Annotated in this window: 10 protein-coding genes; 3 read left to right on the top strand and 7 right to left on the bottom strand. The window is 68.7% G+C overall.

The window, feature by feature from the left end; all coding sequences use genetic code 11:
- Positions 1–37: 37 nt before the first annotated feature.
- The 7 genes from BIU96_RS05940 to BIU96_RS05910 form a co-directional block, all read right to left on the bottom strand.
- On the bottom strand, positions 38–394 hold the full coding sequence (locus tag BIU96_RS05940) for a hypothetical protein (protein ID WP_139199841.1): 357 nt from the start codon (positions 392–394) through the stop codon (positions 38–40).
- 528 nt (positions 395–922) lie between these two features.
- Positions 923–2,290 (bottom strand): replicative DNA helicase, encoded by a 1,368-nt coding sequence (gene dnaB, locus BIU96_RS05935; protein ID WP_071291678.1) that lies wholly within the window; start codon positions 2,288–2,290, stop codon positions 923–925.
- Between the two features lie 540 nt (positions 2,291–2,830).
- A complete protein-coding gene (gene rplI / locus BIU96_RS05930; protein WP_071291677.1) occupies positions 2,831–3,283 on the bottom strand; it encodes a 50S ribosomal protein L9 in 453 nt (150 codons plus the stop codon).
- 14 nt (positions 3,284–3,297) lie between these two features.
- Complete coding sequence (rpsR, locus tag BIU96_RS05925) at positions 3,298–3,555, bottom strand: 30S ribosomal protein S18 (protein WP_017887834.1); 258 nt, start codon at positions 3,553–3,555, stop codon at positions 3,298–3,300.
- Positions 3,556–3,602: 47 nt separating this feature from the next.
- Positions 3,603–4,187 (bottom strand): single-stranded DNA-binding protein, encoded by a 585-nt coding sequence (locus BIU96_RS05920; protein WP_071291676.1) that lies wholly within the window; start codon positions 4,185–4,187, stop codon positions 3,603–3,605.
- Positions 4,188–4,190: 3 nt separating this feature from the next.
- A complete protein-coding gene (rpsF, locus tag BIU96_RS05915; RefSeq protein ID WP_071291675.1) occupies positions 4,191–4,574 on the bottom strand; it encodes a 30S ribosomal protein S6 in 384 nt (127 codons plus the stop codon).
- 199 nt (positions 4,575–4,773) lie between these two features.
- The gene (locus tag BIU96_RS05910; protein WP_071291674.1) at positions 4,774–6,210 is read right to left on the bottom strand and encodes a CCA tRNA nucleotidyltransferase; all 1,437 of its coding nucleotides are present in this window, start codon (positions 6,208–6,210) and stop codon (positions 4,774–4,776) included.
- 122 nt (positions 6,211–6,332) lie between these two features.
- Here BIU96_RS05910 and BIU96_RS20200 point away from each other — a divergent pair, with 122 nt between their 5' ends.
- The 3 genes from BIU96_RS20200 (at position 6,333) to trxA (ending at position 11,874) form a co-directional block, all read left to right on the top strand.
- Positions 6,333–10,358 carry a DUF6049 family protein gene (locus BIU96_RS20200; protein ID WP_254785987.1) on the top strand — a complete coding sequence of 1,342 codons (4,026 nt, stop codon included), beginning with the start codon at positions 6,333–6,335 and terminating at the stop codon, positions 10,356–10,358.
- 92 nt (positions 10,359–10,450) lie between these two features.
- On the top strand, positions 10,451–11,449 hold the full coding sequence (gene trxB / locus BIU96_RS05900) for a thioredoxin-disulfide reductase (RefSeq protein ID WP_071291673.1): 999 nt from the start codon (positions 10,451–10,453) through the stop codon (positions 11,447–11,449).
- Positions 11,450–11,547: 98 nt separating this feature from the next.
- Positions 11,548–11,874 carry a thioredoxin gene (trxA, locus tag BIU96_RS05895; protein ID WP_071291672.1) on the top strand — a complete coding sequence of 109 codons (327 nt, stop codon included), beginning with the start codon at positions 11,548–11,550 and terminating at the stop codon, positions 11,872–11,874.
- Positions 11,875–11,942 lie beyond the last annotated feature (68 nt).

Genomic DNA, 11,942 nt, shown 5'->3' with positions numbered 1-11,942 from the left:
ATCCGTCCGCTAGACCATCGGCCATCGGGCATCGCGCTCACTCCTCGTCGGCGCGCTCCGCTCGAAGGGCTCGCCTCCCTGCGATCCGCTGGAGGAGTTTCCGCAAGAAGACGAGCTCGATCGCCACCATCACCGCCAGGCCGAACAGGGCGAAAGCGATGCGCGCTGGACTGAAGCCGCCGCTGAGCACGATCACCGGCAAGCCGACGAGCAACGCGGCCCCCGCAATGACGTTCCACCATGATGCGAGGAGCCCCGCGGGAGCGCGGTTCGTGAGTTCCGGGCGGTCTGTCGGATCGGTGCGATCCCACCAGGACGTCATGCGGGTACGGTACCCCGCCATCACAAGTACCCAGAACCCCGACTGCCGGAAGAAGACCAAGCGGATGCTCATGCAGGAGCTCCCCATACCTGCCCGATAGCCGGTCCTCCAGCGGACCACGGGTGCTTGCGGGCTGCCCCGGACTCCTACGGCCCTGCTCCGGGGCGAACGCGTCTCACATAGGTGGTCCGCGCACTATCTCACTTCACGCACGCCATACGGACGCCTCGCGTCGCACGAAGACTAAGCCGACCCCTAGTCAATTTGGCCCGTCCGTACTGCCAAACATCGTGTCCACGTCCGTATTTCAGACACGTTGAGTGGCAGTCGGACAAGGGGACAACCCTCCGCGGTCCACGAGAACATGCCCCAGATGCCACCGTGATGGTCTCAGCTAGTTCGGTAACGACCACCTGTCGCGAGATTCTCGCACTACCGACAACGCCCTTGCGGCGGCGAGGGATCAAGATCGCGGCTGTTGGCACCGGACATCGTCAGTGAGGACCGGGACGACCTGTTGCTCTAGGACGTGGTGCTGATCAGTGGACACAAAAGTCTGGAATCGGACACTTTCGCTTGGAACCCACAGCGGACACTGCCTCACTGTGGCATGTCGACGAACCGCGAGAACATCCCGTGGAACGCCACCGTGATGGTGTCCGTCGGCCCGTTGCGGTGCTTCGCCACGATGAGGTCCGCTTCGCCCTGTCGCGGGTTGTCCTTCTCGTACGCCGACTCACGGTGCAGCAGGATCACCATGTCGGCGTCCTGCTCGATCGAGCCCGATTCACGGAGGTCGGAGATCTGCGGCTTCTTGTCGGCACGCTGCTCCGGACCACGGTTCAGCTGCGACAGCGCCACGACGGGCACCTGGAGTTCCTTCGCCATGAGCTTGAGCGCACGCGAGAACTCGGAGACCTCCTGCTGGCGGCTCTCGACCTTCTTGCCCGAGGTCATCAGCTGCAGGTAGTCGATGACGACCATGCGGAGGTTGTGCTGCTGCTTGAGGCGACGGCACTTCGCGCGGATCTCGACGAGGGTCATGTTGGGGGAGTCGTCGATGAAGAACGGGGCGTCGTTGATGCGTCCGCGGGTCTGGGCGATGGTCGTCCAGTCGCGGGAGTCGACGGTGCCCTTGCGCATGTTCTGCAGCGGCACGCTCGACTCGGCGGAGAGCAGACGCATCGCGATCTCGGCGCGGCCCATCTCGAGCGAGAAGAACGCGGCGGTCTCGTTGTGCTTGATGGCTGCAGCGCGGCACAGGTCGAGCGCGAGCGTCGACTTCCCGAGTGCGGGACGGGCAGCGATGATGATGAGCTGCCCGGGGTGGAATCCGTTGGTGAGGCCGTCGAGCTGCGCGAAGCCGGTGGGCACGCCGGTCATCTGGCCGTCACGGCCCTTGGCGGCCTCGATCTCGTCGAGGGCGGCGGAGATGGCCTCGGTCAGCGGGACGTAGTCCTCGGTCTGCACGCCGCCGGCGACGTTGTAGACCTCGGCCTGGGCGCTGTTGACGAGGTCGGTGACCTCACCCTCGGACGCGTAGCCCATCTGCACGATGCGGGTCCCCGCGTCGACGAGGCGGCGGAGCACGGCCTTCTCGGCGACGATCGCGGCGTAGTAGCCGGCGTTCGCCGCGGTGGGCACCATGCTCGTGACGCTGTGCAGGTACTCGGCACCGCCGGCGCGGGAGAGCAGGCCTGTCTTGGTCAGCTCGTCGGTGACGGCGATGACGTCGGTGGGCTCACCGTGCGAGTAGAGCGACAGGATCGCGTCGAAGATGACCTCGTGCTTCGGGATGTAGAAGTCCACACCACGAGCGGTCTCGATCACGTCGGCCACGGCGTCCTTCGACAGGAGCATGCCGCCGATGGTCGACTGCTCCGCCAGGAGGTCGTGTGGCGGCGTGCGCTCCATGCCACCGCGCTCCGCGTAGTCCTGCGGTGCGGGGTCCAGATGCGCGATCGACACACGTACTCCTCTTGTTGAGCGACGGAACTTGCTGAACGAACGGATCGACCGGACAGCCCGACCGTGCCAGTTCTACCCCGGGCGACCGACATCGCCGAGTCGCTGGGCCAAGCTACGGGGACAGAGTTATCCCCAGCAAACGCCCCTGTGGATAACTCTGTGGAGAGTTTGCGGAACACGCCGGAATGCTGTGTGGACAACTGTGGACTGGGGTGTGGACAAGTAGGGTGGGGAACACACTTTCGACCACTTGACCTGGGGTTTCCTGTTTCACACCATGTGTGGAGAACCCGGGTTCAACTACCCCTTGAAGGTTCCGATTTGACACGGTTCCCCTGTGCAAAACGGTTGACAAACCGGAACCTGAGGACGACTTTCCCAACCCGTTCCCAGCAAACAGGAGCCTGTCTGAGTGGTAACCGGTCAGCCCAGCGCACCCCGCGCCTCCAGGCCGGAACGAGACGCGACCACCCCGCCAACGCGACGACGGGCGGGCCTCCCGGAGGAGACCCGCCCGTCGTGAGCGGTGGTGCTGCCGGACTACTTGGCAGCGACGACCTGGAGCGAGATCACAGCAGTGATGTCCTCGCGCAGACGCACGGTGGCCTCGTGGTCACCGACGGTCTTGATGGTCGCGGGGACCTCGACCTTGCGCTTGTCGAGCGAGCCGACACCCTGCGCCTGAACGGCGTCAGCGACGTCGCCCGGACGGACGGAGCCGAACAGACGGCCGTCCTTGCCGGCCTTGACGGTCAGCTTGATGGTCGCGTTCTCGAGCTTCATCTTGAGGTCCTGGGCCTCTTCGATGGTGGCGAGCTCGCGTGCGGCACGTGCCGCACGGATCGACTCGACCTGCTTCTCGCCGCCCTTGGACCACGAGACTGCGAAGCCCTGCGGGATCAGGTAGTTGCGGGCGTAGCCGTTCTTGACGTCGACGACGTCACCGGCGGAACCGAGGCCGGAGACCTCGTGCGTGAGGATGAGCTTGGACATGGTGATCCTCCTGATCAGCGGCCGGAGCCGGCGTAGGGGAGGAGCGCCATCTCACGGGCGTTCTTCACGGCACGGGCGATGAGGCGCTGCTCCTGGACGGAGACGCCGGTGATGCGACGGGCGCGGATCTTTCCACGCTCCGAGATGAACTTGCGAAGGGTCGCGACGTCCTTATAGTCGATGACGCCGACCTTGATCGACTTCGCGGGAGCGGCGTTCTTGCCGCCCTTACCGCGAGGCTTCCGGCGGTCGCCGGTGCTCTTTCCAGCCATTGTTTGTCCTTAAGAAGAAGAAGTTGTGTCCGTTGAACCGCGGAGGATCAGAACGGGGTCTCGTCGTCGTACGTGCCACCCGGGGTGCTCCACACGTCGTTCGACTGTGCGTTGCCGCCCTGCTGGCCACCCTGGGGGGACCAAGGTGCGTCCGACTGACCGCCGTTGCCACCGTTGCCGCCGTTGTTCCAGTTGCCGCCGCCGTTGCCGCCGGCGCCGCTGTTGCCAGCGCCACCACCGACCTGGCCACGACCGCCGCCGGCCCCACCCGCAGCGCGGGTGACCTGTGCGGTCGCGTAGCGGAGCGAAGGGCCGATCTCGTCGACCTCGAGCTCGATGCTCGTGCGCTGCTGGCCCTCACGGTCCTGGTAGGAGCGCTGACGGAGGCGACCCTGCGCGATGACGCGCGAGCCCTTCGTCAGTGAGCCCGCCACGTGCTCGGCGAACTCGCGCCACACGCTCGCGCGGAGGAACAGCGCGTCGCCGTCCTTCCACTCGTTCGCCTGACGGTCGAACGTGCGAGGAGTGGACGCGATGGTGAAGTTCGCCACGGCGAGCCCGTTCTGCGTGTAGCGCAGCTCCGGGTCCGCGGTGAGGTTGCCCACCACCGTGATGACGGTTTCGCCGGCCACGGGTTACTCGGCGCTCGCGGTCGCGGTTGCGGTCGCGTTGGCGGCCTTGCGGGCCGCGCGGGCCTCGTCGCGCTGCTTCTGGGCGGCGACCTGCGCGATGCCCTCTTCGGCGCGGAGGACCTTCGTGCGGAGCACGGCCTCGGAGAGGCCGAGCTGGCGGTCCAGCTCCTTGGCGGAGTCGGCGGACGACGTGAAGTTCACGACGGCGTAGATGCCCTCGGACTTCTTCGCGATCTCGTAGGCGAGCCGGCGACGGCCCCAGACGTCCACGTTGTCGACGGTGCCACCGTCGTTGCGGATGACCGCGAGGAACTTGTCCAGGCTGGGAGCGACGGTGCGCTCATCGATCTCGGGGTCGAGGATCGCCATCAGTTCGTACTGGTGCATGCGGAACCCACCTCCTCTGGTCTCAGCGGCCCCGGGCAGTTCCCGGGGCAGGAGGGTTGATGCATGTGTCCGGCCACACAGATGCGTGCGGACAACCCGGCAAGCTTAGCGGACGGCCTGGAGGCGCGCCACCGGCTGTGGAGAACCGCTCGCCCCCGTCAGACGGTCGGTGCCCGGTCTCGACGTGGCCGGTCGGCCGTCAGGCGGTCGCGTCGCGCGCGGCCCACCAATCGCGCAGACGCGCCTCGGCGTCGTCCTCGCCGAGGGGTCCCTCGTCCATGCGCACCTCGAGGAGGAAGCGGTACGCATCACCGACGGCACGCCCCGGCGGGATGTCGAGGATCCGCATGATGTCGTCCCCGGACAGGTCGGGCCGGATCGAGTCGAGCTTCTCCTGCTCGGAGAGGACCCTGATGCGGTCCTCGAGGTCGTCGTACGCGAACGCCAGCCGGTCGGCCTTCCGCCGGTTCCGGGTCGTGACGTCGGACCGGGTGAGCTCGTGCAGCCGTTCGAGCTGGTCGCCGGCGTCACGCACGTACCGGCGCACGGCGGAGTCGGTCCAGGCGCCCTCGGTGTAGCCGAAGAAGCGGAGGTGCAGCTCGATGAGCCGACTGACCGCGGCGATCGTGTCGTTGTCGAACCGCAGGGCCCGGAGGCGCTTCTTCGCGAGCTTCGCGCCGACGAGGTCGTGGTGGTGGAAGCTCACGGCACCGGCGGGCTCGAGCTTGCGCGTCGCCGGCTTGCCGATGTCGTGCAGCAGGGCGGCCAGGCGGAGCACGGTGTCCGGCGCCGCACCGGGGTGCCGCTCGGCCTCGTAGCCGATCGCCTGCGTCAGGACCGTCAGCGAGTGCTCGTAGACGTCCTTGTGGTGGTGGTGCTCGTCGATCTCGAGGCGCATGGCCGGGAGCTCCGGCAGGAACCGCTCGGCGAGACCGGTGTCGACGAGCAGGCGCACGCCGTCGACGGGCTCGGCGGTGTTCAGCAGCTTCACGAGTTCGTCCCGCACGCGCTCGGCCGACACGATCTCGATCGAGTCGACCAGGTCGGTCATCGCCTCGCGCACCTCGTCCGAGACGGTGAACCCGAGCTGCGCCGTGAACCGGGCCGCGCGCATCATCCGGAGCGGGTCGTCGCGGAAGGACACCCGGGCCGCCTGCGGCGTGTGCAGCCGCCGGGCGAGCAGGTCCTCGACGCCGCCGTGCACGTCGACGAGCTCGCGGGCCGGCAGACGCAGCGCCATCGCGTTCACCGTGAAGTCGCGGCGCAGCAGGTCGTCCTCGATGGTGTCGCCGAACGCGACCTCGGGCTTCCGGGTCTCACCGTCGTAGACGTCACTGCGGTACGTGGTGATCTCGACCTGCTCGCCGGCGACCCGTGCGGCGATGGTGCCGAACTGGCGGCCGACGTCCCACGTGGCGCTCGCGATCGGCTCGACGATCGCCAGGATGTCGTCGGGCCGGGCGTCGGTCGTGAAGTCGAGGTCGGTCACCGGGCGACCGAGGAAGGCGTCACGGACGGGCCCGCCGACGAGTGCGAGTTCGTGTCCGGCGTCGGCGAAGGCCCGAGCGAGGAGGGCGACGGGCTCGGTGACGGCGAGTGCGTCGAGTCGTTCGACGGCCTGGGCAACGGACTGCATGACGGTCCTCATCCTCCCAGATGGATGCCCCGAGTTCTCCACGACGTGCGCGCGCACGGGGAGCGTTCATGGTCGCGCCTCATACACTCGTCACGGCCCGAACCGACCCGGGGCCCTCCCGCATGCAGATCTTCCGCACCACGCTCGCCGCCGCGGCGACGGCACTCGTCGCCCTCGGTCTCGTCGTCGCGCCCGCGGCCACCGACGGAGCACTGGCCTCAACGGCCGGCAGCACGACGTCCCGGACGTCCCACCCTGCGGCCACCGCGCAGGGGAAGACGACGGTCTCGATCGCCCCGGCCGACCGCGGGATCGTCCGCCGCGACGAGGACCTCGAGCTGTCGGTCACCGTGACGAACGACACCGACTCGGACGTCCCCGCCGGCACCGTCGACCTCGACATCTTCCGTCAGGTGAGCACGCGCGACGTCCTCGCCGACTGGCTCGCCGACACCACCACGACCGGTTACCTCGGCGCCCCGATGGACTCGGTGGACGTCCCGGCCGTCCCCGCACACCGATCGGTCACGCTCGGCTCGGTGAAGATCGTGTCCGGCAACGTCGCCCTCGGCGGGTACTCCTCCTTCGGCGCCCGGCGCATCGCGGCCGAGTACACCGCGGGTGACACGTACGCCGTCGCACGCTCGGCGATCACCTGGTACCCCGACTTCGAGCAGACGCCGGTCAGTGTCTCCGTGGCGATGCCGATCACGATGCCGAAGACCGGGGACGGCATCCTCGGCCCCGGTGCCCTCGCCGCCGCGACCGCCGTGGACGGCACCCTGACGCAGCAGCTCCTCGCCGCCGAGGACCACAACGTCGCCGTCGCGATCGACCCCCGGATCATCGCCTCGATCCGGATCCTCGGCGAGGACGCCCCCTCGTCGGCGGTCACCTGGCTGAACCGGCTCGAGTCGCTCCGCAACGAGACCTTCGCCCTGCCCTACGCCGACGCGGACGTCACCGGGCTGCGCCAGGCCGGGGCGAACGGCATCCTCTCGCCCATCTCCCTCGACCAGGCCGTCGACGAGACCCACTTCCCCGGTGCCGCGACGCCCACGCCGACCCCCACGTCGGAGCCGTCGGCCCCCACCGCCGACCCGGGCGCGACCGACGCCCCGTCCGACGGTGCGACCGCCGGTGCCGACAGCTCCGCGGACGACCAGGGCACGGACGACCAGACGCCGTCCGTCCTCCCCACGACGCAGTCGCTGCTCGACTTCCCCTACTCGATGGACTCCATCGCCTGGCCGGCCGACGGCACCGTCGCCGCGGCGGACCTGCCCGCGCTCGCGAAGGCCGGCACGAAGACCACGATCGTGTCGAGCGGCAACACCTCCGCCGGAGCGGACACCACGATCGCCGCGTCGGAGCAGATCGCCGGCCAGCACGTCCTCGTCTCCGACCAGGCCACGTCGACGCTCCTGCGCACCGCCGCCGAGGCGACGAACCAGCAGGTCTGGGCGACGGCGATGTCCGAGCTCACCGCCACGCTCGCCACCTCGGCACGTGCGGACTCCGCCGGGGGACCGATCCTCCTCACGCTCGACCGCTCGTGGCCGACGGACTCCGAGCGCCTCGGCCAGGCGCTCGACGCGATCGAGAGCACGCCCTGGGTCGCCCCGGCCGACCTGTCCTCGGCATCGGCGGTGACCCCCGGTTCACTCACCCTCACGGCCGGGTCGGACGGCGACGCCCGCACGGACCAGCTCGAACAGCTCGTGCAGGGCGAAGAGGACCTGACCGCCTACTCCTCGGCGGTGGACGACCCGAACGCCCTGACCGCGCCGGCACGGCTCAACCTGCTCGCGCTCTCGTCGAACGCGTGGCGCGTCGACCCGGACGCGTTCGCCACCGCGGTGGACTCCCGCGTCGCGAACTGGGCGGACGTCGTCTCGCAGGTGAGCATCGTCGACTCGAGCTCCCTGACGCTGCTCGGTGACCGCTCGTCCCTGCCGATCTCGGTCCGGAACAGCTCGAAGTACCCGGTCACGGTGCGGCTCTCGGTGCAGCCGTCGAACTCCGCGCTCCGCATCGTGCGGAACGACATCGAGGTGAAGATCCAGCCCGAGTCCTCGACCCGCACGACGGTGCCCGTCCAGTCCGTGGCGAACGGCAAGGTCAACCTGACCATGTCCCTGTCGAGTCCCACCGGCGTCAAGATCGCGAGCCCGGCGACCGTCGAGCTCAACGTGCAGGCGCAGTGGGAGACCGTCATCACCGCGGCCGCCGCGGTCGCTCTCGTCGCGATCTTCGGCTTCGGCATCTTCCGGAGCATCCGCAAGCGGATCCGCCGCCGGAACGGCGAGCTCGACGACGAGGACGACGACGACCCGAACCGGCCCCTGGAGGTCCAGCCGGTGGTCGCCGGTGACCGCCTGCCGGCCGCGAGCGCGACCGACGGACGCGCGCCGTTCCTCCAGGCCGACACCGCACCCCGCGACGAACCGTCCGCGACCATCCAGGAGCCGACCATCAGCGCCACCCAGCCCCAGCCCTCCGTCGACGCGGAGCCGGTGGCCGAGCGCAACCTCGGCCGGGCGAGCGCGATGCTCGCCGCGGGGACGATGGTCTCGCGCGTCCTCGGGTTCGCGAAGACGTTCGTCCTGGCCTTCGCCATCGGCAACACCGGTTCCGACGCGGCGAACGCCTTCGCGGTCTCGAACCAGCTGCCGAACAACATCTACGCGCTCATCGCCGGCGGTCTGCTGTCCGCGGTGCTCATCCCGCAGATCGTGCGCTCCATGAAGCAGCACGCCGACGGCGGCACCGCGTACGTCAACAAGATCGTCACGCTCGGCGGCTCGGCGTTCCTGGTCATCACGGTCGCCGCGACCCTGCTCGCCCCGGTGCTGGTCCGGCTCTACAGCCAGAGCGCCGGCGACGGGGGCAAGGGCTTCAGTGCGTCGACGACGGACCTTGCCGTGGCGTTCGCGTTCTGGTGCCTGCCGCAGATCCTCTTCTACGCGATGTACTCGCTGCTCGGCGAGGTCCTCAACGCCAAGCAGGTGTTCGGACCGTTCACCTGGGCGCCGCTCATCAACAACGTCATCGCGATCGCCGGGCTCATCGTCTTCATCGCCCTGTTCGGGGGCCGGGGCGAGAACGCCTCCACCGAGGACTGGACGCCCCTGAAGATCGCCGTGCTCGCCGGGAGCGCCTCGATCGGGGTCTTCGCCCAGGCGGCCTTCCTGCCGCTGTTCTGGCGCCGGGCCGGTCTGCGGTTCCGGCCGGACTTCCGGTGGCGGGGCGTGGGTCTGAAGGCCACAGGCACGGCCGCCGGGTGGCTGTTCGCGATGATCCTGGTCACGCAGCTCGCCGGCGTCGTGCAGGCCCGTGTGGCGTCGCTCGCGACGGGTGCCGGGAACGCGACCCTGAGCACGACCTGGCTGCTGTTCATGCTGCCGCACTCGATCATCACCGTGTCGATCGCGACGGCGTACTTCACCCGGATGAGCCACGACGCCGAGCGGGGGGACCTGGCTGCCGTCCGCCGGAACCTGTCCCTGTCGCTCCGGATCGTCGGGCTGTTCACCGTGTTCGCGTCGGTGGCGCTGATCGTCACGGCGATGCCCTTCGCCCGCATCTGGGAGAACGAGTTCGGCAACACCCAGGCGATGGCCCTCGTGCTCGTCGCCTACATGCCCGGCCTCGTGCTGTTCAGCATGCTCTTCATCATCCAGCGCGTCTTCTGGGCCATGCACGACCACCGCACGCCGTTCCTCATGCAGCTCGTGCAGTCCGGTCTCTTCGTGATCGGCGCCCTGTCCGTCGCGATGCTGCCCGGGTCGGCCATCGGTGTCGGCATCGCCGTCTGCACGACCATCGCCGGGTCCGCGCAGACCATCGTCGCCCTCGTGCTCGTCCGCAAGCGCCTCGGTGGCATCGAGGGGCCGATCGTGACCCGCTCCCACGTGCAGTTCATCATCGCGGCCCTCATCGCCGGCGTGGCGGGCCTGGTCGTCGCGAACTTCTTCGGCGCGTTCTCGTCGGACGGGTTCGCGATGGCCGACGTCACCGGCGCCCTGATCACCCTCGTCCTCACCGGTGCGGTGATGGTCGTCGTGTACTTCGGCGCCCTCGTCGTCGCGAAGAACGGCGAGATCGCGAACGCCGTGTCACTGCTGCGCAGTCGGCTCGGTCGCTGACGGTTGCCCGACCGGCGCCCGGGCGCCGTGGAATGTCCCGCCGGTACGATGTGTTGACCCGGTCAGCGATCTCAACGGAAGGGCTCACAGGCATGCGCCAGCTCATCATCATCGGTTCCGGCCCGGCCGGGTTCACCGCCGGCATCTACGCCGCGCGCGCGGAACTCAAGCCCCTCATCGTCGCCTCGAGCGTCGAGACCGGCGGCGAGCTCACCAAGACGACCGAGGTCGAGAACTTCCCGGGCTTCCCCGAGGGGATCCAGGGCCCGGACCTCATGATCAAGATGCAGGAACAGGCCGAGAAGTTCGGCGCCGAGGTCCTGTACGACGACGCCGTCACGGTCGACCTGACCGGCAAGGTCAAGAAGGTCACCGTCGGCTCCGGTGAGACGTACGAGGCCCTCGCGGTCATCTACGCGACCGGTTCGGCCTACCGCCACCTCGGTCTCGCCGACGAGGAGCGTCTGTCCGGCCACGGCGTCAGCTGGTGCGCGACCTGCGACGGTTTCTTCTTCCGGCAGAAGAACATCGCCGTCGTCGGTGGTGGCGACTCCGCCATGGAAGAAGCGACGTTCCTCACCCGCTTCGCCGACAAGGTGACGGTCATCCACCGCAAGGACAGCCTGCGTGCGTCGAAGATCATGCAGGACCGTGCGATGAACGACCCGAAGATCGAGTTCGCGTGGAACAAGGAGGTCACCGGCATCACGGGTGCCTCCGCGGTGGAGGGCGTCACGCTGCAGGACACCGTCACGGGCGAGCAGTCCGAGCTCGCACTCGACGGCCTGTTCATCGCGATCGGCAACGACCCGCGCACGCACCTCATCCACGGCCAGATCGACATTGCGCCCGAGGGCACCATCGCCGTGCAGGGCCGCACCTCGAAGACCAACCTGCCCGGCGTCTTCGCCGCGGGTGACGTCATCGACCCGACGTACCGACAGGCCATCACCGCTGCCGGCTCCGGCACGGTCGCCGCGCTCGACGCCGAGAAGTACCTCGCCGACCTCGAGGACGAGCTGACCGACCAGGCTGACGGCGTCTCGCCGACCGAGCCCGCCATGGTCGACGTCACGGCCGCTCGCGCCTGACCGGCGGCTCTGCCGACCGGCGGCTCAGCCGCGTCCCCGCGGAATAACACGACGGCACGGCCGTTGTACCCACTGAACGACTTCCCGAAGGAGCACACATGTCCAACGCCAAGGCAGTCACCGACGCCACCTTCTCGGACGAGGTCCTGAAGTCCGACAAGACGATCCTCGTCGACTTCTGGGCAGAGTGGTGCGGCCCGTGTCGCGCCGTCTCGCCGATCCTCGACCAGATCGCAGCGGAGCACGCCGGCAAGATCGAGATCGTCAAGCTCAACGTCGACGACAACCCGCAGTCGGCCATGAACTACCAGATCACCTCGATCCCGGCGATGAAGGTCTTCAAGGGCGGCGAGGTCGTCAAGACCGTCATCGGCGCCAAGCCGAAGCCCGCGCTCGAGGCCGACCTCGCCGAGTTCCTCGCGTAGGTCCCCGCACACGACGGCCCCGTTCTCCCCGGAGAGCGGGGCCGTCGTCGTTCCGTTCACTCCGGAAC

The organism is Curtobacterium sp. MCBA15_008 (genome assembly GCF_001865065.1).
Taxonomy (GTDB): Bacteria; Actinomycetota; Actinomycetes; order Actinomycetales; family Microbacteriaceae; genus Curtobacterium.
The sequence above is the reverse complement of the archived record's forward strand: the minus strand, read 5'-3'. Positions and strand labels throughout refer to the sequence as shown.

Coding starts and splice junctions, on each gene's coding strand:
- rpsF (WP_071291675.1), bottom strand. CDS start 4,574: ATGCACCAGTACGAACTGATGGCGATCCTCGACCCCGAGATCGATGAG.
- rpsR (WP_017887834.1), bottom strand. CDS start 3,555: ATGGCTGGAAAGAGCACCGGCGACCGCCGGAAGCCTCGCGGTAAGGGC.
- trxB (WP_071291673.1), top strand. CDS start 10,451: ATGCGCCAGCTCATCATCATCGGTTCCGGCCCGGCCGGGTTCACCGCC.
- trxA (WP_071291672.1), top strand. CDS start 11,548: ATGTCCAACGCCAAGGCAGTCACCGACGCCACCTTCTCGGACGAGGTC.
- BIU96_RS20200 (WP_254785987.1), top strand. CDS start 6,333: ATGCAGATCTTCCGCACCACGCTCGCCGCCGCGGCGACGGCACTCGTC.
- BIU96_RS05940 (WP_139199841.1), bottom strand. CDS start 394: ATGAGCATCCGCTTGGTCTTCTTCCGGCAGTCGGGGTTCTGGGTACTT.
- rplI (WP_071291677.1), bottom strand. CDS start 3,283: ATGTCCAAGCTCATCCTCACGCACGAGGTCTCCGGCCTCGGTTCCGCC.
- BIU96_RS05910 (WP_071291674.1), bottom strand. CDS start 6,210: ATGCAGTCCGTTGCCCAGGCCGTCGAACGACTCGACGCACTCGCCGTC.